This is a genomic window from Pseudomonas donghuensis, assembly GCF_000696345.2.
GTDB classification, from domain to species: domain Bacteria; phylum Pseudomonadota; class Gammaproteobacteria; order Pseudomonadales; family Pseudomonadaceae; genus Aquipseudomonas; species Aquipseudomonas donghuensis.
The window spans coordinates 1,769,685-1,795,021 of record NZ_CP071706.1; the positions used below are offsets into that span (position 1 = coordinate 1,769,685).

Here is a 25,337-nt window from a genome sequence, read left to right on the forward strand (position 1 = left end):
CATGGCGAGTTTGATCAATATCGGCTTATCCGGTGCCAGCAATGCCCAGTCAGGTATGCACACCACGGGTAACAACATCACCAACGTCGATACCGCCGGTTACTCGCGCCAGCAGAATATCCAGAGCACAAAAGGCTCGATTCGCGAAGGCCATGTGTTCATCGGAACCGGTACCACCCTGGCGGACGTGCGCCGGGTGTACAACAACTTCCTGGAAAACCAGCTGCGGACCACCTCGTCGCTGAGCAGCGACAGCAATGCCTATCTGGACCAGATCGGGCCGATCGACAAACTCCTGTCGGACAAGGACACCGGTATTACCGGTGCCCTGAAAAGCTTCTTCTCGTCGCTGCAAAATGCCGCGGCCAAACCTACCGAAGATGCTTCGCGGCAGTTGCTGCTGACCAGTGCCCAGGCCCTGAGCAAGCGCTTCAATACCATCGCCGCGCAGCTCAACCAGCAAAACAGCAACCTCAACGGCAACCTGTCGTCGATGAGCACCCAGGTCAACAACCTGACCGCAGCCATTGCCCAGTACAACGACCAGATCTCGCGGGTCTCGGTGGTGCAGGGCAGCCCCAACGACCTGCTCGACAAGCGCAACGAAGCGGTGCGCCAGCTCAGCGAGCTGGTGGGCGTGGATGTGACCGAGCGCGAAGGCAACCTGGATGTCTACCTGAAAAACGGCCAGTCGCTGGTGTTGGGTACGAGCACCAATACCCTGTCCACGGTCGCCAGCCCGACCGATCCGACGCGGATGAACCTGCAGCTCAATCGCGGTACTACCAAGATCGATATCACCGCCAGCGTCACCGGTGGTGAAATCGGCGGCGTGCTGCGCTACCGCACCGATGTGCTCGACCCGAGCCTGAACGAGCTGGGGCGGGTCGCGCTGGTGGTTGCCGATCAGATCAACAGCCAGTTGGCCCAGGGGATCGACAAGAACGGCAACTTCGGCGCGTCGATGTTCAATGACATCAACAGCGCGGCCCTGATCAGCCAGCGCAGCATTGCCAAGGCCGGTAACAGTGCAGGCTCCGGCAACCTTGATGTGACTATCAAGAACACCGGCAAGCTGACCACCAGCGACTATCAGGTGACCTTCACCAGCGCGACCGGCTACAGCGTCAAGAAACTGCCTGACGGTACCGACATGGGGTCCTTCGACCTTAACGACAATCCGCCCAAGGTGATCGATGGCTTTAGCCTGAACCTCAATGGCGGTGCGGTGCAGGCTGGCGATTCGTTCAAGATCACCCCGACTCGCGGGGCGGCCGGCAGCATCGATACCGTGCTCACCGATCCCAAGCGCATTGCCCTGGCGGCGTCGCTCAATGCCACCAGTGGCGCGGGTAACCAGGGGACCGGGATCATCGGCCAGCCGAACCTGACGTCCAAGCTGGATATCTACGATTCGACCCAGCGCCTGGCGCTGGAGAACGGTCTGAAGTACTCGACGCCGGTCAAGCTGGTGTTCGGCGATGAGAAGACCGTCCCGCAGACCTACACCGTGCACAACGCCAAGGGTGATCCGATCGCGAGCGGGACCATCATTCCGGGGCAGGAAAACAAGCTGCAGATCAACGTGCCGATCGTCGATGCCAATGGCAACGCCGTCACGCCGGCGGCGACCTTCAGCTTCGACATGACCGTGGCCGGTGCGCCGAAGAAGGGTGACAACTACACCGTGGCCATGACCGGTGCCGGCTCTGCCGACAACCGCAACGGCCAGGCAGTCATTGACCTGCAGACCAAACAGACCATCGACCTGGGCGATAACGGCAGGGGCGTCAGTTTCACCGATGCCTACGGCAAGCTGGTCGAGAACGTTGGCGGCAAGACTGCCCAGGCCAAGCTCGACAGTGATGCGACCGGTGCCCTGCGCAAGTCGGCCAGCGAAGCCAGTAACTCGGTGTCGGGTGTCGACCTGGATGAAGAGACCGGCAACCTGATCAAGTACCAGCAGTATTACACGGCCTCGTCGCAGATCATCAAGATCGCCCAGGAAACTTTCAGCACGCTGATCAACAGCCTTTAAGGAGACGTAGACCGTGCGTATCTCTACCGCCCAGTTCTATAACAACAGTACTTCGAACTATCAGCGTAACTTCGCCAAGGCTGTCGAATCCCAGCAGCAAGCCAGTGACATGCTGCGCATCCGTACTGCCGCCGATGATCCGGTCGGCGCTGCTCGCCTGCTGCAACTCGAGCAGCAAAGCAACATGATCGACCAGTACAGCGGCAACATCGCCAGCCTTCGCAGCAGCCTGAGCACCTCTGAAACCACCCTCACCAGCATTACCAACGTGCTGGCGCGGGTAAAGGAGCTGGCGATCAGCTCCGGCAGCGGCAACATGACCGACAAGGATCGCCTGGCCAACGCGCAAGAGCTGACCCAGCTCGAAGAGCAGCTGTTCAGCCTGATGAACAGCCGCGACGAGAACGGCAAGTACATCTTCTCCGGCTCCCGTGGCGATACCAAGCCGTTCGAACGCAACGCCGATGGCACGTACTCGTACAAGGGTGACCAGGGCACCACCAGCCTGCAGGTTGGCGACATGCTCAGCGTTGCTTCCAACGAGAGCGGCTACAGCGTCTTCGAACAAGCGCTCAACACCAGCCGCAGCCAGACTACGATGACCGCGCCGACCCCGAATGACGGACGCGTCAGCCTGTCCAATGGCCAGGTGTCGGGCAGCACCATCTATAACGACCGCTTCCGCAGTGGTGAGCCGTACACGATCGAATTCACCAGCAGCACCCAGTTCAAAGTCACCGACGCCGGTGGTAATGACGTGACGCTGGAGGCCAGCAAAGGCGGTACCTTTGATCCCAAGGGTGACGACGACTACATCAGCTTCCGCGGTGTCGACCTGCGCCTGGGCATTACCTTCAAGCCGGGCGATGAAGCCAATCCGGATGCCGCCATCGCCGGGCATACCTTCACCCTGGGCTCGAAGCCGGACGAGATCGGCGGCTCGCGCAGCCCGGGCAACACCTCCATGGCCCAGCTGGGCAACGTGGTGATTGGCGACAAGGCCAAGTATGACGCCGCATTCCCAGGCGGTGGCGCGGTCATCAAGTTCAAGACCGCCACCACCTTTGATGTCTACGCTCAGCCGATGACCGCCGACAGCCGGCCCTTGGGCAGCGGCGATACAACGGTCAGCCCGACGCGGGTCATGGGTGTCGACTTCTCGTTCAGTGGCGCACCGGCAACGGGCGACCAGTTCTCGGTGCAGGTCAACAACCACCAGAACCAGAACGTCCTGGACACCATCAAGCAGTTGCGTACCGCGCTGGAAAGCCCGGTCGATAAGGATCCGGTCGCGCGTCAGAACTTCCTCGCGTCGATGGACTCGGCCATTGCCAACCTGGCCAGTGCAGCGGACAAGGTCGCTGAATCGATCAGTTCGGTCGGTGGGCGCGGCGCGGCGCTGGACGTCCAGGCGGAGACCAACGAAGCGCTGCAATCGGCCAATACCATCACCCAGAGTTCGATCCGTGAAGCCGATCCGGCTGAAGTGCTGATTCGTCTGAACCTTCAGCAGAACATGCTGCAAGCCTCGCAGTTGGCCTTCAGCAAGCTTGCCGGACTTGGCTTGTTCAACCGCCTCTGATTGATCCTTTCGCGTTGTATTCACCCGGGTGACGCCAGCCGTCACCCGGGGCCTTCTCCAGGTCTGTCCTCATGAACCAACTGCCTCTCGTCAGTATCGTCATTCCCGCCTTCAACCCCGAATTCCTGACCCGCACCCTGATCAGTGCCATCTCCCAGCGTTACTCCAATCTTGAGGTGATTGTCTGTGATGACAGTCCGGGCGACGAGGTCAAGGCCATTTTCGATGAGTGGGCCGGGCAGGCGAGCTGTGAGCTGCGCTATGTACGCAACCCGCGCACCCTGGGGTTTGCCCGTAACTTGCTGAGCGGCCTGGCGCAGGCGCGCGGGGCCTTCATCAAGTTCCTTTGCGATGACGACTGGCTGGTCGACGGCTGTATCAGCCAGCAGGCACAGACGCTGATCGATTGCCCGCAAGTCAGCCTGGTGGTCAACCATCGGCTGATCTGCGCCGCTGATGAAACGCTGCTGCCGCCGCGTCCGGCCAACTGTCTGCTATCGCAGTGCAGCGCGGTGATCAAGGGTGGGGACTTGCTTGAGGCCATCGAGGCCAACGTGTCGAACCTGTTCGGGGGTATCAGTCATGCCCTGATGCGTCGTGATCAGGTGCAAGAGCTCTTGCCAATGCTGGTCGAGGAGGGTGGTTTCCAGGCGCGCCTGGATTTCGCCCTGTTCATCTGCCTGTTGCGCCGCGGTCACCTGGGGTATCTGGTCTCGTTACTCAGCATGGAACGGATGCATCCAGGGCGTTTGAGCAACCATGCGAGCATGACCCTGGCGTTCAAGAGTGAAACCGAATGGCTTTCGCAGATGCTGCTCTCGCGCACCAGCGAACCGGCGCCAGCGGCCGGCTGGTTGCGCTTCAAGCCGATCGAGGAATATCAGGCTGGTGAAGAACAGGACTGGGAAGAGTTCGAGCTGACGCGGTTCTATGCCGGGCAGATTGCCGGGTTCCAGCAGCAGGTGGGTACGTACAGTACGAGCTTTGCCGAGCTCTATAGCGAGTGGCTGAGTTGCCGCACGCTGTCGCCGGCACAGACCCGTTTGCTGCCCAAGCGTATCGAGCAATGGCCACTGCAGCCGCGCATCGCCGTGGTGGTCTTCGATCCCCAGGATAATGCATCGGCGCTGAAAGCGACCTTGGCCAGCGTTGGCGAGCAGTCTTATGCCGCCAGCCAGGTCTGGGTTTTCGGTACTGGCCTGGCGCAACCCGGGGTTGAGCATATTGCCTTGCGCGGCAACCCTTTCGAGCAACTCAACCAGCGCCTCGCGCAGGCCAATGGCGTTGACTGGATCTTCCTGCTGCAAGCGGGTGATCGCCTGCATCCGCATGCCCTGGTGATCATGGCCGAGCGCATGGCCCTGCATGCTGACCGCTATTGCCTGTACACCGATGAAGGTACCGACGATGGCCTGCAGGCTGGCCAGCCCATTTTCAAGCCGGACTTCAACCTCGACCTGATGCGCACCTTCCCCTATGTCGGGCGCATGCTGGCTTTCGAGCGAAACCGCTTGCTTGAAGTGGGCGGGTTTGCCACTGAATTCGAAGGTTTGGCACCTCAAGACATGCTCTGGCGGCTGGTCGAAGCCCATGGCTTGCACGTTGTCGAGCATGTCGCCGAGCTGCTGGTGCAATGCCGTGACGGTTATGCCCAGTGGCAGGTCGATCCAGGCTGCATAGACCAGGCACCCAAGGTCCTCAAGGCGCATCTGCAGCGCCTGGGGGTGGCTGCCGAGGTGATCAGTGCCGAGGGCTCGATGCTTGCCCGGGTTCAGTATCTGCATGAGCAGACCCCCCTGGTGTCAGTCCTCATCGCTGCCGGGCAGGATTTGCGTGCCCTGATACGCTGTGTCGAATCGATATTCGAACATACCGCCTACGCGCACTATGAAGTGTTACTGGCGGTCACTGGCGATGAGCCTGCGGATGTCCAGGGATGGCTCGAGGCCATGCGTCACCTTGGTAGCGATCAGTTGCGGATCGTGCCGGTGGTCGCCAAAGATGGCCCGCAGATGTTCAACCAAGCCAGTGAGTACGCCCAGGGCAGTTATCTGCTGCTGACCGATGTCGGCAGCGTGTTCTTCGACAAGTATTGGCTGAATGAAATGCTTGCCCAGGCCCAGCGCCCGGAAGTGGGGGTGGTGGGGCCCAAGCAGGTCAGCACGGCAGGCTTTGTAGCGAATGCCGGGCTGGTGCTCGGTTTGTATGGGGCGGCCAGCACGCCATTCGTTGGTCAGTCGTCCGATGCCAGTGGCTACATGAATCGGCTGATTGCCGTGCAGAACCTGAGTGCGGTGAGTGCCGACTGCCTGCTGGTGCGTCGGGAAATCTTCGCTGAGCTTGGGGGGCTGGATGCCGCGGCGTTCGAGTCCACGCTGTTCGACGCCGACTTGTGCCTGCGGGTTCGCAACCATGGCTATCTGGTGGTCTGGACCCCGTATGCACTGATCGCCCGGCTGCCTGTGTCTGGGCTGTCGAGCCCGGTGCGCAAGGACCATGACCAGGACGCCTTCTATGAGCGCTGGTTGCCGAATGTGGCCAATGACAGTGCCTACAACCGCAACCTCAGCCTGAGAATGTCCAGCTACAACCTCGACCCCGGGTTACGCAGCGGTTGGGATCCGTTCAGCAAACGCATCCTGCCATATGTGATGGCACTGCCGATCAACAACACTGCCGTTGGCCATTACCGCGTCGCGCAGCCCTTTACCGAGCTGGAGAATGCTGGCTGGATCCAGGGGCAGATGGACTACGGAACGCCAAACACGATTGCGCTGGGTCGTCATCAACCCGACGTTATGATTCTGCAGTGTCGCTACATGCCGCGCTCACTTGAGGATTTTGAGCGAATCAAGCGCTTCTCCAATGCGCGGCGCATCTACGAGATCGACGATTACATCATTGATGTGCCGAAGAAGAACGCGCACGCCCGCCACATGCCGGGCAACATGCGTGAAATGGTCAGCCGCGGGATTGCCATGTGCGATCGGGTAGTGGTGTCGACCGCGCCGCTGGCCGATGCCTTGTCGAGCATGCACCACGATATTCGCGTGGTGCCGAACATGCTCGCCTCGCACCTGTGGAGCGGACTGAAAAGCCGCCGGCAGACCTCGATCAAGCCGCGCGTGGGCTGGGCCGGCGGCACCAGTCACCGCGGCGACCTGGAACTGATCGCCGACGTGGTCAAGGCGCTGGCCGACGAGGTGGACTGGGTGTTCTTCGGCATGTGTCCGGACCTGCTGCGGCCCTATATCAAAGAGTTTCATAGCGGTATCGCGCTGGCCTATTACCCGCAAAAACTTGCCGGCCTCAACCTGGACCTGGCAGTGGCGCCGCTGGAGTCGAACCTGTTCAACGACTGCAAGAGCAACTTGCGCCTGCTTGAATATGGCGCCTGCGGTTTTCCGGTGGTGTGTGCCGATACCAAGGCGTACCAGGGCTACCTGCCTTGCACCCGGGTGTTGGGTAATTCGCCGCAGGCGTGGCTGGAGGCGATACGCATGCACCTGGCCGATCCGCAGGCCAGCTATCGGATGGGGGATGAACTGCGCGAGGTCGTGTTGCGCGACTACGTGTTGACCCAGGACAACCTGCAGCATTGGGCCAACGCCTGGTTGGCCGATTGATGAATGCGGCCGGCAATTGTGCCGGCCCGAACCAGAACAACGAGAGTATTGGGTGCGCTATGGGCGAAAAAATGATCGATTCGACTGCCGGGGCGCAAGACCTCAGTATCGTACTGCTGGGCCAAGGCGACGCCAGTTACCGTGAGCGCGCCGGCTACTACTACCGGCAGAACTTCCCGGGCCATGCGCTGTTCGAGGTTGCGGTGCAAGGCACCGATGCCGAGGGCTGGCAGGCGCAACTGCTCGATACCCTGGAGCGCTTGAGCACACCGTTCGTGGTATTGACGCCAGACAGCGACTTTCTCCTGGCCGCTGCCACTGCATCGCTGGTGCAGTCTCTGCGTGATGCCCCGCACTGCCTGATGGCCCACGGCTATGCGCTGGGTTACCGGCCTGGTAACAGTGAAGTTGCCTACCATAAGCTGGGTGGCGCGATTGCGCCGGCGGCGGTGGTCGGCGACGCATGCGAGCGTATTGCCCTGTACGGTGACAACGGGCTGCAGGCCTGGCGCTCGGTCGTCAGGGTCGAGGCCCTGAAAGCGTTGCTGCGCAGTGTGCCGGTCGACCTGGGCTTCGAAGCCTGGTGTGTGGCGGTATCCTTTGGCCTGCTGGCCCAGGGTGTGGCCACGGTCGTCGAGCAAACCACCCTGGTCGCCGAGTACAGTCCCTCTGCGCTTTCGCAGCTTGCACGCGAAGAGCGGCAGGCCCTGGCCGTGCGTCAGATTCGTCAGTGGGATGCCCAGCAGGGCGCGGTGTGCGCTGACGCCAAGGGCTTTGAGGCGCTGACGGCATTCGTCGCCAGCACCTGGGCGGGGCTTGAGGCGCCGCGCGTGGTCACCTCGCGCTGGATCAGCATAGTGGCTGCGCCGCAGTGCGTATTCGAACCTGTGCAGTATGTCGAGATGCCGTACTACACCGCGCCGCTGTTCGAGCAGTTGCGTCAGCTGGAGTTTTTCCTCCACGCCTGGCCGGCTGGCAAGGTTCACACTGAGGCGCTGGAGGGGGTCTGGGTCCAGCAGCAGGTGCTGATGGTCCGGCATCCGAATGACAGCGCCGAAAGTCTCAAGGCGCGTTATTGGCAGGCCTTTGAGTTGGGCGTTTTCAATCCGGGCGTCTGCCACAACCTGCTCGGTGCATTGGGCAGTGATGAAGAGCAGGATTTCGTCCCCCATCTGCACCACTGGGTGGCGCAGCTCGATCAGTTGCCGGCGACCGATCTGCAAGCACGACTGGCGGCATCACCTTCGGGGCAAGTGCTCGCGGCCATTGCTGCTGCAACCCCGGACAGCGACGCTCGTCAGCGTATTCAGGCCCACCTGGGCTCGATCCAGTCGCCACAGATCGCCTTCCTGGTGGTGGATCTGGAGAACAACGACGCGGCCCTGCAAGCCACCTTCGACAGCTTGCTGGCCAGCGGTTTGCGTGATTTCAAGATAGTGGTGTTCAAGGCCGGTGCGTTGCCCGCCATTACCACTGCCAAGGATACGCTGCATTTCATCCGCGTCACTGCAAGCAATCTGGTCGCTCACCTCAATCAGGTGGTGGAGCAGTTGTCCAGCGCCTGGCTGCTGCAACTGCAAGCGGGTGATGTGCTGGCACCAGGCGGGCTGTTGCGTCTGCAGGTGGAGTTGTCTGCGGCGCAAGCCTGCCAGGCCATCTGTGCCAATGAAGTCCAGCGTGATGAGCAGGGCCGCTTGCTCAGTGTGGTGCGTCCGGGGGCCAACCTGGACCTGTTGCGCGCGCGTCCGGACTTGATGTCTCGCCACTGGCTGGTGCGTCGGCAAAGCCTTGTCGAGCTGGGTGGCTACAGCGAAACCTGCCAGGCGGCGCTGGAGTTCGATGTCCTGCTGCGCCTGATTGAGCGCAATGGCGTTGCAGGCCTGGCCCATCTGGATGAGTACCTGGTCATCGGCCAGCAGGCGGGCGAGGCGATGCAGGCCGACGCGCAGGCAACGCTCAAGCGTCACTTGAGCGTACTCGGTTACCGGGGGCAGGTCAGTGAGGGGCGAGATGGCGCCTTGCAGATCGATTTCCGTCACCCGACCACCCCTCAGGTCAGCATTCTGCTGTCGATCGACTCGGACCTTGAGCAGCTCAAGCGCAGCTTGGCGAGCATCGTCCAGCGGACCCGCTATGCCCGCTACGAAGTGATCGTAATGACCGATGCGGCCAGTGCTGAGGCGACGGCGGCAAGCCTTGGCAACCTCCAGGGGCTGGGTGGCCGGGTGAAGTTGATGGCCAGTGAGTTCGCCGGCACCCGTGCGCAAATGGTCAAGATGGCGGCCAAGCAGGCCCAGGGCGAGTACCTGGTGCTGATGTCCAGCCGCTGCCAGGTGGTCACGCCGGCCTGGATCGAAGCTTTGCTCAACCAGGCGCAGCGCCCTGAAGTGGGGGTCGTGGGTTGCCAGATGCATGACGCCGAGGGCTTGATCAGCCATGGCGGCTATGAGCTGTTGGCCAGCCAGCAGGTGCGTGGGGCCTGGCAAGGCGTGGCGCGCCAGGCTGCTGTGGCGGCGCTGGGGCTGGCGGCGGTGCGCAGTTGCCAGGCGGTATCCGATGATTGCCTGATGATCGGCAAGGCGTTGCTTGAGCAGTGCGCTGGCCTGGATGACATTGAAGGGGCCGATGTCGATCTGTGCCTGAAGGTCGGCCAGGCCGGTCAGCTGGTCCTGTGGACACCGCAAGCGCAAATGCTCAATGCGGGTGTGCCGACCCTGGATGCACAGGCGCTGAGTGCACGCTGGCCCGCCGCGTTCAGCACTCGGGTAGTGGTCGATGTGCGCAACGCGGTCGATATCTCGCGTTCGCCAACGGTCGGCAAGCCGGCTGAGCTGGAGTGGTTGGCCGAACTGGCCTGAACGCCGTGTACAGGAGCCGGGTCTTAGACCCGGCTTTTTCATTGCTGCTCGCCGCAGCAGGCAGTCGGGGTGCAATGCCCCGCGCAGATGCCGGCTGACAATGTTGCACATACGCCTTGGACTTCTGCGCGACACCTTTCCTTTTCGTGCTGTTTGGCCTGGTTTTTCCGGTTGGCCGTCGCTTTGTATTGAGTAATGATTGCGCAACAGTGACTTGGCAGTCGAAACGGGCATCTTTAATCTATTGAGTCGTCGGGCGGTACTGGCGAGCGGGGGCTGCGCAGGCTCGCAACACCCCGGGTTATCCGGTTCCAGTGCCCGTGAAAATCCGCATATCTATCGGGAAGCCACAATGATTGGCATCAAAAGCATTGCGAGTTACGTACCTGTCGAGGGTGTGGACAACTACGCCCAGGGTGCGAAGTTCGCCAAGGACCAAGAGTTCATTCTCGGCAAGATCGGTTCGACCTTTCTGCCGCGCAAAGAAGCAGGCCAGGAAACCTCCGACCTGTGTGTGGAGGCGGTCAAGGCCCTGTTCGCTGCCAATCCGAGCCTGGCGCCTGAGTCCATCGATGCCTTGATCGTCGTTACCCAGAATGGCGACGAAGAAGGGTTGCCGCACACCGCTGCCATCGTTCAGGACAAGCTCGGCCTGCCGACCCATGTCGCTGCCTTCGATATTTCCCTGGGCTGCTCGGGTTATGTCTATGGCCTCTACGCCATGAAAGGCTTCATGGAAGCGGCAGGGCTGAAAAACGGCCTGCTGATCACTGCTGATCCGTACTCCAAGATCGTCGATCCGGAAGATCGCAACACCACCATGCTCTTTGGTGATGCGGCGACCGTGACCTGGATGGGCGAGGGCGCCCCTTGGCAGCTGGGCAAGGCCAAGTTCGGTACCGATGGTGGTGGTGCCGCGCATCTGAAGGTCAGCGACGGGGTGTTCTTCATGAATGGCCGCCAGGTGTTCAACTTCGCCTTGCTCAAGGTGCCGGCGCACCTGCATGAGTTGCTGGGCGAAAGCCAGTTGGCACCGGCGGATATCGACCTGTTCTGCATTCACCAGGGCAGTGCGGCAATTGTCGATGCGGTGGCGCGTCGGTTCGAGGATGACCCGGACAAATTCGTCAAGGACATGGTCGAAACCGGTAATACCGTGTCGTCGAGCATTCCGCTGCTGCTGGAGAAGCATGTGCTGGGTTCGCAGCACCAGCGTGTTGCCCTGAGTGGTTTTGGCGTTGGCCTGTCATGGGGTTCGGCGATCATCGAGCGCAAGGGTTGATATAGAGCCTTGCGGTAAAAAAAGCGCTGCCGGTTTCACCGGTGGCGCTTTTTTTTTGGGGGGGGGCTTTACGGAATCCTGGGGACCATGATCCTTGGGTTGGGTTGTTCAGGCTGTGGACTTATCCATTCTGGAAGGGGGCGGCAGCAGCGCCATCCAAAATGGATAAGCCCGCAACCTCAACATCCCATCCCATCCCAAAAATCATAGTCCCCGAAATGCCGTGAAGAACCCTTTTTTCAACCCGGGTGTTGGCCAGTAAGCGATTTTTCTGGCGTCAAACCCTTGATTTCATTGGGGTGGCAGGGTGCCATTAAAAAATTTCTAAAAAGCCCTAAAGCAACCGCGCCAGACGACGATAACTATTACGAAGGTTCTCTAGGCCACACCCGGCGGATGCCAGGGCCGGAAGCCGCAGTATCCCAAACACGAGGAATTCGTCATGGCATTAACCGTTAACACTAACACTACCTCTCTGGGCGTTCAGAAGAACCTGAACCGCGCTTCCGACGCTCTGAGCACCTCGATGAGCCGTCTGTCCTCCGGCCTGAAAATCAACAGCGCCAAAGACGACGCCGCTGGCCTGCAGATCTCTACCCGTATGACCTCGCAGATCCGCGGTCAGACCATGGCAATCAAAAACGCCAACGACGGTATCTCGATCGCCCAGACCGCTGAAGGCGCGATGCAAGAGCAGGTCAACATCCTGCAGCGTATGCGTGAACTGGCTCAACAGTCGCGAAACGACTCGAACGACTCGACTAACCGTACCTCGCTGGACGGCGAGTTCAAGCAGCTGACTGCGGAACTGACTCGTATCGCCCAGTCCACCCAGCTGAACGGCAAGAACCTGCTGGACGGTTCGGCTAGCGTCATGACCTTCCAGGTCGGTTCCAACACTGGTGCTGAAAACCAGATCAAGATCGACCTGACCGGTAAGTTCCTGGCCAGCGACCTGGGTATCACCAGCGCCATCACCATCGCCGGTAGCGACAGCGCCACTGCCGAAACCAACTTCTCGGCTGCCATGGTTGCAATCGACAAGGCTATCGGCACCATCGGTGACTCCCGCGCTGCGCTGGGTGCTGTACAAAACCGTATGACCAGCACCATCAACAACCTGCAAAACATCAACGAGAACGCCGAAGCTGCTCGTAGCCGTGTACAAGATACCGACTTCGCCGCTGAAACTGCTCAGATGACCAAGCAGCAAACTCTGCAACAAGCTTCGACTTCGGTTCTGGCCCAGGCCAACCAACTGCCGTCGGCGGTACTGAAGCTGCTGGGCTAATCTCCTAGTGGTTATCGGCGGAGGAGTGCAACTACGGCGCTCCTCCGCCTTTTGCATTGAGAGGTGGTGACATGGATATGAGCGTCAAGCTGAACCTGTCGTACCCGACGGTGAAGCCGGTCGAAGCGACCACCGAACGCCCTGCGGCGAAGCCCGTAGCGGGTGTTGAAGCCATCACGCCGGCCAAGGATGCTGCCGACAAAGGCTTGTCCGAAGCTGAGAAGGTGAAGAACGCGGTCAAGGATATCGAGAAGTTCCTTGCTTCATCGCGACGTAACCTTGAATTTTCCACGGATGAAGAATCCGGCCGAATTGTAGTTAAAGTCATCGCCAGTGAGACCGGAGAGCTGATCCGCCAACTTCCTTCGGAAGAGGCGTTGAAGATCGCTCACAGTCTGAGCGATGTAAACAGCCTGCTGTTCAACGCCAAGGTCTGAAGCTGACCTGGCAGTTGAGTGGCAAGTTCGCTAGCCTGGCAAGGCTAGGGCGGCGCGTAACCATGAGGGAGTAGTTATGGCGAGTACAATTTTACCGAGTGTCGGTCTGGGTTCCGGCGTAGACATCAACAAGATCGTTGATGTGCTCGTCAAGGCGGAAACCAATCCCAAGGCGAATCAGATCAAGCGCCAGACCGCCAACAACACGGCCATGCTTTCCGGGGTAGCGTCGCTCAAGAGTGCGCTTTCTGTGTACCAGGAAGCGATGAAAAAGCTCAATGATCCGAAGGCTCCGTCCTTCAATGCCTATACCGCGACCTCCAGCAGCGACGCCACGGTCAAGGCGACCTCGAACAATACCGCAGTACCGGGTACCTACTCGGTCCTGGTCGAAAAACTCGCCACCTCGTCCAAGGTGGCCAGTCAGAACTTTACCGGCGGTGCCAGCACGTCGATACCTGAAGGTGACCTGACCATCACCCAGGATGGTGTGATCCATACCGTGAAGGTTGGCCCAGGGGCGACCTTGCAGACGGTGCGCGACTCGATCAACACCTCGTTGGCCGAGAAGGGCATCAGTGCCAACATCGTCAACGGCAAGGACGGCTCGCGCCTGGTGTTCAGTTCGACCAAGACCGGTGAGGGTACCGACATCTCGGTCGATGGCATTGCCGAGCTGAAGATCGACGGCACTGTCTCGATGGCGAGTAACGGTGCCGGCTATATCGACGGCGTTGCCCAGAGCGCCAAGCTGACCATCGATGGTCTGCCGGTTACCAGCAAGACCAATACCGTTGATGGTGCCATCAGCGGCATCAGCCTGGAGCTGCTCCAGGTCACCGGGCTTGATAAGGACAAGGCAATCAAGGTTACTGTCGGTGAAAACACCGAAGGCCTGAAGACATCGGTCAAGGCTTTTGTCGATGCCTACAATACGCTGGTCAAGGCCGCCAATGCGCTGAGCGCGGTGTCCAAGGATGCAGACGGCAAAACCGTACTCGGGCCGCTGACCAGCGATCCGACCACTCGCTCGCTGCTGTCCGAGCTGCGCAAGCAGCTGTCTACCCCGTCGGGGAGTGGTCGCCTGACCACGCTCAGTCAGCTGGGTATCAACACGGCCAAGGACGGTACCCTGGAGTTCAACTCCACCAAGTACGACGCGGCGATGAAGGATAAAAAGCTCGGCCCTGACGTGCAGGAGCTGTTCACCGGCACCAATGGCGTGTTCGCGAACATGACCAAGGCTGTCGAGCCGTACCTGCAGACGGGCGGCATCCTCGACTCGCGCAAGGCCGGCCTGGACAAGCTGCAAAAGGACCTGTCCGATCAGCAACTGGCGCTTGACCGTCGTATCACCTCGCTCACCGAGTCGCTGACCAAGCGCTATGTGGCCATGGATACCCTGGTCGGCAAGCTCGAGGCGCAGCGCAAGAACATCGCCTCGATGTTCGCCTCGATCGAGGCGCAGCAGAAAAACTCCTGATTCAGCGCGGTGACACAAGCCCGGCAGTATCCCTAGGGGGACTCCGGGCTTTTTGCCGTACGCGCTAAAGTTTTTTGACGCGCAGGCGATACAAGCGGTATATGAAACCTTTTTTGCGGTGACGAGGTAGAGCATGAATCCGATGTTGGCCCTTCGGCAGTACCAGAAAGTCAACGGCGTGGCCCAGACCTCCGTGGCCAGCCCGCACCGTCTGGTACAGATGTTGATGCAGGGTGGTCTGGATCGAATTGCCCAGGCCAAGGGCGCCATGGCGCGCAACGATGTGGCCCAGCGCGGCATCCTGATCGGCAAGGCCATAGGTATCGTTGGCGGCCTGCGCGAAGGCCTGGACCTGGAAAACCATGCTGACTCGCTGACCGACCTGGACAACCTGTATTCGTACATGAGCAAGCGCCTGGTCGAGGCGAACGTGCAGAACGACCCGGAGATCCTCAATGAGGTGGCCCGGTTGTTGATTACTGTCAAGGAAGGTTGGGACGCTATCGGCGAGCAGCCCGCCGACGTCTGAACAGGAGATTGCCATGAGTGTCGTGCTCGAACGTATCGAACAAACCCGCGAGGCATTGCTCGGGGCCCTGGCCAGTCGCGACTGGGAGGCGATCAGCGAGCTCGACGTCAGTTGCCGTCTGTGTGTCGATGACGTGCTGGCCGAGGCGTCGGTCGATGAGCTGACGCTGCGCAGCAAGCTTGAAGAGTTGCTGGGCGTGTACAAGGAATTAATCGAGGTTGCAAGCGGGGAGCGTCAATCAATAGTCGATGAGATGATGCAGATCCGACAAGCCAAAAACGCGGCAAAGGTATACCATTTGTTCAGCTGAAACTGGGCAAAACAAAAAGCAGTGCGCCATAAATTTGACTATGTACGGTTTTTTGACTTAACTAGTGGCTGTTTTCTAATTTCAGACGTCCGAACACTGACCGTTCAGTCGGAATGATGTCGAGCTTGCCCTTACAAGGGCGCCGAGATGACTAGGGAAGTTGTTATTGCATGTGGCGTGAAACCAAAATTCTCCTGATCGATGACGATAGCGCTCGCCGCCGTGATCTGGCAGTAGTGTTGAATTTTCTTGGCGAAGAAAATTTGCCCTGCTCGAGCCATGATTGGCAGCAGGTTGTCGAGTCGTTGTCATCCAGTCGTGAAGTGCTCTGTGTCCTGATCGGGGCCGTGAATGCTCCGGCAAGTCTGATGGGCTTGCTTAAGACAGTGGCTGGGTGGGATGAGTTCCTTCCGGTTCTGCTTTTGGGCGAAATTTCTTCTGCCGAGTTGCCGGAAGACCTGCGCCGTCGCGTTCTCTCCAACCTTGAAATGCCGCCGAGCTACAGCAAATTGCTCGATTCGCTGCACCGTGCCCAGGTCTATCGCGAGATGTACGACCAGGCCCGCGAGCGCGGTCGCCAGCGCGAACCCAATCTGTTCCGCAGCCTGGTCGGTACCAGCCGGGCCATTCAGCACGTCCGGCAGATGATGCAGCAGGTGGCGGACACCGACGCCAGCGTGCTGATCCTCGGCGAGTCGGGGACCGGCAAGGAAGTGGTCGCGCGCAATCTGCACTACCATTCCAAGCGCCGCGAAGCGCCGTTCGTGCCGGTCAACTGCGGCGCGATTCCGGCCGAGCTGCTTGAAAGCGAACTGTTCGGCCACGAAAAGGGCGCCTTTACCGGGGCGATCACCAGCCGCGCCGGGCGTTTCGAGCTGGCCAATGGCGGTACCCTGTTCCTCGACGAGATCGGCGACATGCCGTTGCCGATGCAGGTCAAGCTGTTGCGCGTGTTGCAGGAGCGCACCTTCGAGCGCGTGGGCAGCAACAAGACCCAGAGCATCGACGTGCGCATCATCGCCGCGACCCACAAGAACCTCGAAAGCATGATCGAGGTGGGTACCTTCCGCGAAGACCTGTATTACCGCCTCAATGTATTCCCCATCGAGATGGCCCCGCTGCGCGAGCGCGTCGAGGACATTCCGTTGCTGATGAACGAGCTGATCTCGCGCATGGAGCACGAGAAGCGTGGCTCGATCCGTTTCAACTCGGCGGCGATCATGTCGCTGTGCCGTCATGGCTGGCCGGGCAACGTCCGTGAACTGGCCAACCTGGTCGAGCGCATGGCGATCATGCATCCGTACGGGGTCATCGGTGTGTCGGAGCTACCGAAGAAGTTCCGCTACGTCGACGACGAAGACGAGCAACTGGTCGACAGCCTGCGCTCGGACCTGGAAGAGCGCGTGGCCATCAACGGCCATACGCCGAACTTCGCCAGCCACGCCATGCTCCCGCCTGAAGGCCTGGACCTCAAGGACTACCTCGGTGGGCTTGAGCAGGGTCTGATCCAGCAGGCGCTGGATGATGCCAACGGTATCGTCGCCCGCGCCGCCGAGCGCCTGCGCATTCGCCGCACGACCTTGGTGGAGAAGATGCGCAAGTACGGCATGAGCCGTCGCGACGGGGATGAACAGGCGGAGGATTGACGCCTGTGTCGCCATGATGAGTTGCGTAGCGCGCTCATCATGGCCAATAACCCTATCTTTCAAAGGGCTGTAAAGCCCGCCCCATCGGCCTTTGCCAGCGCCCTGCAGCGTTGCTCGCAGCCACTCTGAAACTATCCGGCACGGCTATTGCTATATCGCTGACACCATACCGTTTTATGACGGTCAGTCACGCGAGAGAGCACGATGCCCCAGGTCGCCACCATCTCCTGTGTCCCTGAACCGAAGGGGCCGAACGCCGCCGAGCAGGAAAGCCGCCTCGGTCTTGAGCAGGCCTTTGCCTTGTTCGATCAGGTGTCCACCCAGCTCAGTGAGTCTTATAACCTGCTCGAAGCCCGGGTCACCGAACTCAAGGGTGAGCTGGCAGTGGTCAGTGCCCAGCGCATGGCCGAGCTCGCCGAGAAGGAGCGCCTGGCCAACCGTTTGCAGAACCTGCTCGACCTGTTGCCGGGCGGGGTCATTGTCATCGATGGCCTGGGCCGTGTGCGCGAGGCCAATCCAGCGGCCTGTGACCTGCTCGGCGAGCCGCTGGTGGGCGAGCTGTGGCGCCAGGTGATTGCCCGCAGTTTTGCCCCGCGCGAGGATGACGGTCATGAGGTGTCGCTGCGCGATGGCCGGCGCCTGTCGATCGCCACGCGCTCGCTGGATGCCGAGCCTGGGCAACTGGTGCTGCTCAACGACCTTACCGAAACCCGTCGCCTGCAAGACCAACTGTCCCGGCACGAGCGCCTGTCGTCCCTGGGGCGCATGGTTGCCTCCCTGGCTCATCAGATTCGCACGCCGTTGTCGGCGGCCATGCTCTATGCCAGCCATCTGGCCGAGCAAAGCCTGCCGGTTGAAACCCAGCAGCGATTTGCCGGCAGCCTCAAGGAGCGCCTGCATGAACTGGAGCACCAGGTGCGCGACATGCTGGTGTTTGCCCGCGGTGAGTTGCCGCTGACCGATCGGCTGACACCCAAGGCGCTGTTCCAGGCGTTGCAGCAGGCGGCTCAGACCCATGTCCAGGGGCATGCCGTGCGCTGGCAGTGCGACAGTCACTTGGGCGAGTTGCTGTGTAATCGCGACACCCTGGTCGGCGCCCTGCTCAACCTGGTCGAAAACGCGGTGCAGGCCAGTGGCGAGCCTGCGCGGCTCAAGGTTCACCTGTATCGGCGCGAGCAGGTGCTGCACCTGTGCATCAGCGATGCCGGTGGCGGTATCGACAGCGCCTTGCTGGCGCGCCTGGGCGAGCCGTTCCTGACCACCAAGGCCACCGGTACCGGGCTGGGCCTGGCGGTGGTCAAGGCGGTGGTGCGCGCCCATCAGGGCAGTTTGCAATTACGTTCGCGACCGGGTCGCGGCACCTGTGCCCGGATCAGCCTGCCGCTGATCGGCGCGCAGCAGGCGGAGACAGAGTAATGAAAGCAATCAAGGTGCTGCTGGTCGAAGACGACCGCGCCCTGCGTCAGGCATTGGCCGATACGCTTGAGCTGGGCGGTTTTGCCCACCAGGCTGTGGGCTCGGCCGAGGAGGCGCTGGAGGTGGTTGCCAGCGAGGCGTTCAGCCTGGTGGTCAGTGATGTCAACATGCCGGGGATGGACGGGCATCAGTTGCTCGCCCTGTTGCGTGCTCGCCAGCCGTACTTGCCAGTGCTGTTGATGACCGCTCATGCCGCCGTCGAGCGTGCGGTCGAGGCCATGCGCCAGGGGGCAGCGGATTACCTGGTCAAGCCGTTCGAACCCAAGGCATTGCTTGAGCTGGTGGCGCGTCACGCCCTGGGGGTGGCCAGTGCCGCTGACAGCGAAGGGCCGGTGGCGCGCGAGCCAGCCAGTGCGCAGTTGCTGGAGTTGGCTGCGCGGGTGGCGCGAAGCGATTCGACCGTGCTGATCTCGGGCGAGTCCGGGACCGGCAAAGAGGTGCTGGCGCGCTACATTCACCAGCAGTCGCCACGGGCCAATCAGCCGTTCGTGGCCATTAACTGCGCAGCCATCCCCGACAACATGCTCGAAGCGACCCTGTTCGGTCATGAGAAAGGCTCGTTCACGGGCGCGATTGCCGCCCAGGCCGGCAAGTTCGAGCAGGCCGATGGCGGCACCTTGCTGCTCGACGAGATTTCCGAGATGCCCCTGGGGCTGCAGGCCAAGCTGCTGCGGGTGCTGCAGGAACGTGAAGTGGAGCGGGTCGGTGGGCGCAAACCGATTGCCCTGGACATTCGCGTGGTCGCCACCACCAACCGCGACCTGGCGGGCGAAGTGGCGGCGGGGCGTTTTCGTGAGGACCTGTTCTATCGCCTGTCGGTGTTCCCGCTGGCCTGGAAGCCGCTGCGCGAGCGCAGCGCCGATATTCTGCCGCTGGCCGAACGTTTGCTGGCGCGCCACGTCAATAAAATGAAGCACGCGCCGGTGCGCCTGTCGGCCGAGGCGCAGGCCTGCCTGCAGGGCTATGCCTGGCCGGGCAATGTGCGCGAGCTGGACAACGCCATCCAGCGGGCCTTGATCCTGCAGCAGGGCGGGGTGATCGAAGCGGCGGATTTCTGTCTTGCCGGTGCCTTGCCGGTATTTGCCGCAGCGCCCGTCATGACGGCTGCGCCGGTCGAGGCTGAGGTCGAGGCCGCAGGCGGGTTGGGCGATGACATGCGCCGCCACGAATTCCAGATGATCATCGACACCCTGCGCGCCGAGCGGGGCCGCCGCAAGGAGGCTGCCGAGCGCCTGGGTATCAGCCCGCGCACCCTGCGTTACAAGCTGGCGCAGATGCGTGATGCCGGCATGGATGTCGAGGCCAGCCTCTACGCGAGCTGACAGGGTGTTGAATTAGAGTTTTTGTTCGGGCCGCGGGCAGAGCTGGCACTCTTGTTGCTATGTCCTGCCTATCCGCTGCGTGAGTGTCAAAAAAATGCGGGCCGTCGGAGAGAGAAGTCCATGAGCCAAGGTGTTGAATTTAATCGATTGATGTTGGACATGCGGGCCATGCAAATGGACGCCATGTCGATGCCGAAGGCTGCGGCTGCGCCAGAGCTCGGTTCGAGCAATTTTGCCGACATGCTGGGGCAGGCCATCAACAAGGTCAGCGATACCCAGCAGGCCTCCACGCAGTTGGCCAACGCTTTCGAAATTGGTAAAAGCGGCGTAGACCTCACCGACGTGATGATCGCTTCGCAAAAAGCCAGTGTGTCGTTCCAGGCCTTGACCCAGGTGCGCAACAAGCTGGTGCAGGCCTATCAAGACATCATGCAGATGCCGGTATAAGGGCGAGATTGAGTCATGGCCGAAGCAGTCGTCGATAACGTGCCCGCCAAAAGCAGCGGGTCAGCGCCCAAGCCGCCGTTGTTCGGCATGTCGTTCCTGGAAAACATCTCGCAGATGCCGATGCTGCGTCAGGTCGGCCTGCTGGTCGGTCTGGCCGCGAGCGTGGCGATCGGCTTTGCCGTGGTGCTGTGGTCGCAGCAGCCGGACTACCGGCCGCTGTACGGCAGCCTGGCCGGCATGGACACCAAGCAGGTCATGGACACCCTGGCCGCTGCCGACATCCCCTACAACGTCGAACCCAATTCCGGGGCCCTGTTGGTCAAGGCCGACGATATTTCCCGTGCCCGCCTGAAGCTGGCTGCCGCCGGCGTGGCGCCGAGCGATGGCAATGTCGGCTTCGAGATCCTCGACAAGGAGCAGGGCCTGGGCACCAGCCAGTTCATGGAGGCCACCCGTTACCGTCGTGGCCTGGAAGGCGAACTGGCGCGGACTATCTCCAGCCTCAACAACGTCAAGGGTGCCCGCGTGCACCTGGCGATTCCTAAAAGTTCGGTGTTCGTACGTGACGAGCGCAAGCCCAGCGCTTCGGTACTGGTCGAGCTGTACCCGGGGCGCGCCCTGGAAGCCGGTCAGGTGATGGCCATTGTCAACCTAGTGGCGACCAGCGTGCCGGAGCTGAACAAGTCCCAGGTCACCGTGGTCGACCAGAAGGGCAACCTGCTGTCCGATCAGGCGGAAAACTCCGAGCTGACCATGGCTGGCAAGCAGTTTGACTACAGTCGCCGCATGGAAGGCCTGCTGACCCAGCGTGTGCACAACATCCTCCAGCCGGTGCTGGGCAACGATCGCTACAAGGCTGAAGTGTCGGCCGATGTTGACTTCAGCGCGGTCGAGTCGACCTCCGAGCAGTTCAACCCTGACCAGCCGGCGCTGCGCAGCGAGCAGTCGGTCAACGAACAACGCTCCAGCAGCATGGGGCCGCAAGGTGTGCCCGGTGCCCTGAGCAACCAGCCACCCGGCCCGGCCTCGGCGCCGCAGACCACCGGCGGCACGCAAACCGCTGCCAGCGCCATTCAGCCGGGTCAGCCGCTGCTCGATGCCAACGGCCAGCAGATCATGGACCCGGCCACCGGCCAGCCGATGCTCGCGCCGTACCCGGCCGACAAGCGTCAGCAGTCGACCAAGAACTTCGAGCTGGACCGTTCCATCAGCCATACCCGTCAGCAGCAGGGGCGCCTGACCCGCCTGTCGGTGGCCGTGGTGGTCGATGACCAGCTCAAGGTCGACCCGGCCACCGGCGATGCCGCCCGCACGCCGTGGGCTGCCGAGGACCTGGCGCGCTTTACCCGCCTGGTGCAGGACGCGGTGGGCTTCGACGCCAGCCGCGGTGACAGCGTCAGCGTGATCAACGTGCCGTTCGCCGCCGACCGTGGCGAGGTGATCAGCGAAATTCCGTTCTACTCGCAGCCATGGTTCTGGGACATCATCAAGCAGGTCATGGGTGTGCTGTTCATCCTGGTCCTGGTGTTCGGCGTGCTGCGTCCGGTCCTCAACAACATCACCGGCAATGGCAAGCAAGGCGCCGGTGCCGATGGCGACATGGAACTGGGCGGCATGCTCGGTCTGGATGGCGATCTGGCCAACGACCGCGTCAGCCTGGGTGGTCCGCAAAGCATTCTGCTGCCAAGCCCGAGCGAGGGTTATGACGCACAGCTCAATGCAATCAAGAGCCTGGTGGCCGAAGACCCGGGTCGTGTGGCCCAGGTCGTGAAAGAGTGGATCAACGCCGATGAGTGATAACCGAGCCCTTACCGCCAAACTGACCCGCGTCGACAAGGCCGCGATCCTGCTGCTGTCGCTGGGTGAAACCGATGCCGCGCAAGTGCTGCGGCACATGGGCCCCAAGGAAGTGCAGCGGGTCGGCGTGGCCATGGCGCAGATGGGCAACGTCCATCGCGAGCAGGTCGAGCAGGTGATGAGCGAGTTCGTCGAGATCGTCGGCGACCAGACCAGCCTGGGCGTTGGCTCCGACGGCTACATCCGCAAGATGCTCACCCAGGCCCTGGGCGAGGACAAGGCCAACGGCCTGATCGACCGCATCCTGCTGGGTGGCAACACCAGCGGCCTGGACAGCCTCAAGTGGATGGAGCCGCGCGCCGTGGCCGATGTCATCCGCTACGAGCACCCGCAGATCCAGGCCATCGTGGTCGCCTACCTGGACCCGGATCAGGCCGGTGAAGTGCTGGGCAACTTCGACCACAAGGTGCGCCTGGACATCATCCTGCGCGTGTCGTCGCTGAACACCGTGCAGCCGGCGGCGCTCAAGGAGCTGAACCAGATCCTCGAGAAGCAGTTCTCCGGCAACTCCAACGCCGCGCGCACCACCCTGGGTGGTATCAAGCGGGCTGCGGACATCATGAACTTCCTCGACAGCTCCGTCGAAGGCCAGTTGATGGATGCGATCCGCGACATCGACGGCGAACTCTCCGAGCAGATCGAAGACCTGATGTTCGTCTTCAACAACCTGGCCGATGTCGACGATCGTGGTATCCAGGCGCTGTTGCGTGAAGTGTCTTCCGACGTGCTGGTGGTGTCGCTCAAGGGCGCCGACGAGAAGGTCAAGGAGAAGATCTTCAAGAACATGTCCAAGCGTGCGTCCGAGCTGCTGCGCGACGACCTCGAGGCCAAGGGCCCGGTGCGGGTCAGCGATGTCGAGACGGCACAGAAGGAAATCCTCACCATCGCCCGCCGTATGGCCGAAGCCGGAGAAATCGTCCTCGGTGGCAAGGGCGGCGAAGAGATGATCTAAGACCTTATCGCGGGTCAAGCCCGCTCCTACAGAGGTCCTGTAGGAGCGGGCTTGACCCGCGATGCTTTACGAGTGCGTGAAATCATGTCAACCAACGAGCACCTCAGTGAGCTGATTCGCGCCAACGATCTCGAGGGCTTCGATCGCTGGGCGCTGCCCAGCTTCGATCCCGAGCCAGAACCGGAGCCAGAGCCGGAACCTGAAGAGGTTCAGGAAGAAATCGAAGAAGTACCGCTGGAAGAAGTCCAGCCACTGACCCTCGAAGAGCTCGAAAGCATCCGCCAGGAAGCCTACAACGAAGGCTTTGCCACGGGTGAGCGCGAGGGCTTTCACAGCACCCAGCTCAAGGTCCGCCAGGAAGCCGAAGAGGCCCTGGGCGCCAAGCTGGCCAGCCTTGAACAGCTCATGGGGCATTTGCTCGAACCCATCGCCGAACAGGACAGCCAGATCGAAAAGGCCGTTGTGCACCTGGTCGGGCATATCGCCCGCGAGGTCATTGGCCGCGAACTGCGCAGCGATTCCAGCCAGATCAGCCAGGTGCTGCGTGAAGCGCTGAAACTGCTGCCAATGGGCGCCGAGAACATCCGCATCCATATCAACCCGCAGGACTTCGAGTTGGCCAAGGCCCTGCGCGAGCGCCACGAAGAGCGCTGGAAGCTGCTCGAAGACGAGGCGTTGCTGCCGGGCGGCTGCCGCATCGAAACCGATCACAGCCGCATCGACGCGACCATGGAAACCCGTATCGAGAAAGCCATGGCGCAACTCTTTGATCAGCTCCATGACCAAGGCCTGCACCCGGCCGCGCCAGACCTGCAGGTTGACCTGGGCAACGCCGATGCGCCTTGAGCGAACCAGTTTTGGCAAGCGCCTTGGCGCCTACGCCGATGCCGTCAATTTACCGTCTCAGCCGGTGGTCGAAGGCCGCCTGCTGCGCATGGTCGGCCTGACCCTGGAAGCCGAGGGCCTGCGTGCGGCCGTTGGCAGCCGCTGTGTGGTGATCAACGACGACAGCTATCACCCGGTGCGGGTCGAGGCCGAAGTCATGGGCTTTGCCGGCGGCAAGGTATTTCTCATGCCGGTTGGCAGCGTTGCCGGCATCGCGCCCGGTGCGCGCGTGGTACCGCTGGCCGACAGTGGCCGCCTGCCCATGGGCATGAGCATGCTCGGGCGGGTGCTCGATGGCGCCGGTCGGGCGCTGGATGGCAAGGGCGGAATGAAGGCCGAAGACTGGGTGCCAATGGACGGTCCGACCATCAACCCGCTCAATCGCGACCCAATCAGCCAGCCGCTGGATGTCGGTATTCGCAGCATCAACGGTTTGTTGACGGTTGGCCGCGGTCAGCGCCTGGGCTTGTTTGCCGGTACCGGCGTGGGCAAGAGTGTGCTGCTGGGCATGATGACCCGTTTCACCGAGGCGGACATCATCGTCGTCGGCCTGATCGGTGAGCGTGGGCGTGAGGTCAAGGAGTTCATCGAGCACATTCTCGGTGAGGAAGGCCTCAAGCGCTCGGTAGTGGTGGCATCGCCTGCCGATGACGCGCCATTGATGCGCTTGCGCGCCGCCATGTACTGCACGCGCATCGCCGAGTATTTTCGCGACAAGGGCAAGAACGTCCTGTTGCTGATGGATTCACTGACCCGATTTGCCCAGGCCCAGCGGGAAATCGCCCTGGCCATCGGCGAGCCGCCAGCCACCAAGGGTTATCCGCCATCGGTGTTTGCCAAGCTGCCCAAGCTGGTGGAGCGCGCCGGTAACGGCGAGGCCGGAGGTGGCTCGATCACCGCCTTCTATACCGTGCTGTCCGAAGGCGATGACCAGCAAGACCCGATTGCCGACTCGGCGCGGGGTGTCCTCGATGGCCACATCGTGCTGTCCCGGCGTCTGGCCGAGGAGGGGCACTACCCGGCCATTGATATCGAGGCTTCGATCAGCCGGGTCATGCCGCAGGTGGTCAGCCCCGAGCAGATGACCGAGGCGCAGCAGTTCAAGCAGCTGTGGTCGCGCCTGTCGCAAAGCCGCGACCTGATCAGCGTCGGTGCCTATGTGGCCGGCGGCGATGCCGAGACCGACCTGGCCATTGCCCTGCAGCCACGCCTGGTGCATTTCCTGCGCCAGGGCCTGAACGAAAACGTTGGCATGCAACAGAGCCGCGAGCATCTGGCCAGCGTGTTCGCCCAGCCTGCGACTGGCGGCTGATAGG

General features: G+C 61.6%; 18 protein-coding genes. All 18 read left to right on the plus strand.

Going from position 1 to position 25,337, the window contains the following annotated elements; genetic code table 11:
• Nucleotide 1: 1 nt before the first annotated feature.
• Entirely contained in the window at nt 2–2,038 is a 2,037-nt protein-coding gene (flgK, locus tag BV82_RS08125) for a flagellar hook-associated protein FlgK (RefSeq protein WP_036994314.1), read from the plus strand.
• Nucleotides 2,039–2,051: 13 nt separating this feature from the next.
• Nucleotides 2,052–3,620, plus strand: a complete 1,569-nt coding sequence (locus tag BV82_RS08130) for a flagellar hook-associated protein 3 (RefSeq protein ID WP_036994316.1) — start codon at nt 2,052–2,054, stop codon at nt 3,618–3,620.
• Between the two features lie 71 nt (nt 3,621–3,691).
• Nucleotides 3,692–7,246, plus strand: a complete 3,555-nt coding sequence (locus tag BV82_RS08135; protein ID WP_010224982.1) for a glycosyltransferase — start codon at nt 3,692–3,694, stop codon at nt 7,244–7,246.
• A 71-nt stretch (nt 7,247–7,317) separates the two neighbouring features.
• Nucleotides 7,318–10,104: a glycosyltransferase gene (locus tag BV82_RS08140; protein WP_081839630.1), complete on the plus strand. Its 2,787-nt coding sequence runs from the start codon at nt 7,318–7,320 to the stop codon at nt 10,102–10,104.
• 352 nt (nt 10,105–10,456) lie between these two features.
• Nucleotides 10,457–11,386 (plus strand): ketoacyl-ACP synthase III, encoded by a 930-nt coding sequence (locus BV82_RS08145; protein ID WP_010224984.1) that lies wholly within the window; start codon nt 10,457–10,459, stop codon nt 11,384–11,386.
• Nucleotides 11,387–11,828: 442 nt separating this feature from the next.
• Nucleotides 11,829–12,677 (plus strand): flagellin domain-containing protein, encoded by an 849-nt coding sequence (locus BV82_RS08150; protein ID WP_010224985.1) that lies wholly within the window; start codon nt 11,829–11,831, stop codon nt 12,675–12,677.
• Nucleotides 12,678–12,748: 71 nt separating this feature from the next.
• Nucleotides 12,749–13,114, plus strand: coding sequence for a flagellar protein FlaG (locus BV82_RS08155; RefSeq protein WP_026001413.1), 366 nt, complete (start codon nt 12,749–12,751; stop codon nt 13,112–13,114).
• A 76-nt stretch (nt 13,115–13,190) separates the two neighbouring features.
• Complete coding sequence (gene fliD / locus BV82_RS08160; RefSeq protein WP_010224987.1) at nt 13,191–14,597, plus strand: flagellar filament capping protein FliD; 1,407 nt, start codon at nt 13,191–13,193, stop codon at nt 14,595–14,597.
• Between the two features lie 133 nt (nt 14,598–14,730).
• Nucleotides 14,731–15,126: a flagellar export chaperone FliS gene (gene fliS, locus BV82_RS08165; RefSeq protein WP_010224988.1), complete on the plus strand. Its 396-nt coding sequence runs from the start codon at nt 14,731–14,733 to the stop codon at nt 15,124–15,126.
• 13 nt (nt 15,127–15,139) lie between these two features.
• Nucleotides 15,140–15,436 (plus strand): flagellar protein FliT, encoded by a 297-nt coding sequence (gene fliT, locus BV82_RS08170; RefSeq protein WP_010224989.1) that lies wholly within the window; start codon nt 15,140–15,142, stop codon nt 15,434–15,436.
• A 170-nt stretch (nt 15,437–15,606) separates the two neighbouring features.
• The gene (fleQ, locus tag BV82_RS08175) at nt 15,607–17,082 is read left to right on the plus strand and encodes a transcriptional regulator FleQ (protein WP_010224990.1); all 1,476 of its coding nucleotides are present in this window, start codon (nt 15,607–15,609) and stop codon (nt 17,080–17,082) included.
• Nucleotides 17,083–17,286: 204 nt separating this feature from the next.
• Entirely contained in the window at nt 17,287–18,498 is a 1,212-nt protein-coding gene (locus BV82_RS08180; RefSeq protein WP_010224991.1) for a sensor histidine kinase, read from the plus strand.
• Nucleotides 18,498–19,880 (plus strand): sigma-54-dependent transcriptional regulator, encoded by a 1,383-nt coding sequence (locus BV82_RS08185; RefSeq protein ID WP_036994318.1) that lies wholly within the window; start codon nt 18,498–18,500, stop codon nt 19,878–19,880. Before BV82_RS08180 ends, BV82_RS08185 begins: the two co-directional genes overlap by 1 nt.
• 120 nt (nt 19,881–20,000) lie before the next feature.
• Entirely contained in the window at nt 20,001–20,327 is a 327-nt protein-coding gene (gene fliE, locus BV82_RS08190; RefSeq protein ID WP_010224994.1) for a flagellar hook-basal body complex protein FliE, read from the plus strand.
• A 15-nt stretch (nt 20,328–20,342) separates the two neighbouring features.
• A complete protein-coding gene (gene fliF, locus BV82_RS08195) occupies nt 20,343–22,124 on the plus strand; it encodes a flagellar basal-body MS-ring/collar protein FliF (protein WP_010224996.1) in 1,782 nt (593 codons plus the stop codon).
• Complete coding sequence (gene fliG, locus BV82_RS08200; protein ID WP_010224997.1) at nt 22,117–23,136, plus strand: flagellar motor switch protein FliG; 1,020 nt, start codon at nt 22,117–22,119, stop codon at nt 23,134–23,136. Before fliF ends, fliG begins: the two co-directional genes overlap by 8 nt.
• Nucleotides 23,137–23,220: 84 nt before the next feature.
• Nucleotides 23,221–23,982 carry a flagellar assembly protein FliH gene (gene fliH, locus BV82_RS08205; RefSeq protein WP_010224998.1) on the plus strand — a complete coding sequence of 254 codons (762 nt, stop codon included), beginning with the start codon at nt 23,221–23,223 and terminating at the stop codon, nt 23,980–23,982.
• Complete coding sequence (fliI, locus tag BV82_RS08210; protein ID WP_036994320.1) at nt 23,972–25,333, plus strand: flagellar protein export ATPase FliI; 1,362 nt, start codon at nt 23,972–23,974, stop codon at nt 25,331–25,333. The genes fliH and fliI overlap by 11 nt, the downstream gene beginning before the upstream one ends.
• The last annotated feature ends 4 nt before the right edge of the window (nt 25,334–25,337 follow it).

Coding starts and splice junctions, on each gene's coding strand:
- BV82_RS08180 (WP_010224991.1), top strand. CDS start 17,287: ATGCCCCAGGTCGCCACCATCTCCTGTGTCCCTGAACCGAAGGGGCCG.
- fliH (WP_010224998.1), top strand. CDS start 23,221: ATGTCAACCAACGAGCACCTCAGTGAGCTGATTCGCGCCAACGATCTC.
- fliT (WP_010224989.1), top strand. CDS start 15,140: ATGAGTGTCGTGCTCGAACGTATCGAACAAACCCGCGAGGCATTGCTC.
- BV82_RS08185 (WP_036994318.1), top strand. CDS start 18,498: ATGAAAGCAATCAAGGTGCTGCTGGTCGAAGACGACCGCGCCCTGCGT.
- BV82_RS08140 (WP_081839630.1), top strand. CDS start 7,318: ATGATCGATTCGACTGCCGGGGCGCAAGACCTCAGTATCGTACTGCTG.
- fliD (WP_010224987.1), top strand. CDS start 13,191: ATGGCGAGTACAATTTTACCGAGTGTCGGTCTGGGTTCCGGCGTAGAC.
- BV82_RS08155 (WP_026001413.1), top strand. CDS start 12,749: ATGGATATGAGCGTCAAGCTGAACCTGTCGTACCCGACGGTGAAGCCG.
- fliI (WP_036994320.1), top strand. CDS start 23,972: ATGCGCCTTGAGCGAACCAGTTTTGGCAAGCGCCTTGGCGCCTACGCC.
- BV82_RS08145 (WP_010224984.1), top strand. CDS start 10,457: ATGATTGGCATCAAAAGCATTGCGAGTTACGTACCTGTCGAGGGTGTG.
- fliE (WP_010224994.1), top strand. CDS start 20,001: ATGAGCCAAGGTGTTGAATTTAATCGATTGATGTTGGACATGCGGGCC.
- fliS (WP_010224988.1), top strand. CDS start 14,731: ATGAATCCGATGTTGGCCCTTCGGCAGTACCAGAAAGTCAACGGCGTG.
- fleQ (WP_010224990.1), top strand. CDS start 15,607: ATGTGGCGTGAAACCAAAATTCTCCTGATCGATGACGATAGCGCTCGC.
- fliF (WP_010224996.1), top strand. CDS start 20,343: ATGGCCGAAGCAGTCGTCGATAACGTGCCCGCCAAAAGCAGCGGGTCA.
- fliG (WP_010224997.1), top strand. CDS start 22,117: ATGAGTGATAACCGAGCCCTTACCGCCAAACTGACCCGCGTCGACAAG.
- BV82_RS08150 (WP_010224985.1), top strand. CDS start 11,829: ATGGCATTAACCGTTAACACTAACACTACCTCTCTGGGCGTTCAGAAG.
- BV82_RS08135 (WP_010224982.1), top strand. CDS start 3,692: ATGAACCAACTGCCTCTCGTCAGTATCGTCATTCCCGCCTTCAACCCC.
- flgK (WP_036994314.1), top strand. CDS start 2: ATGGCGAGTTTGATCAATATCGGCTTATCCGGTGCCAGCAATGCCCAG.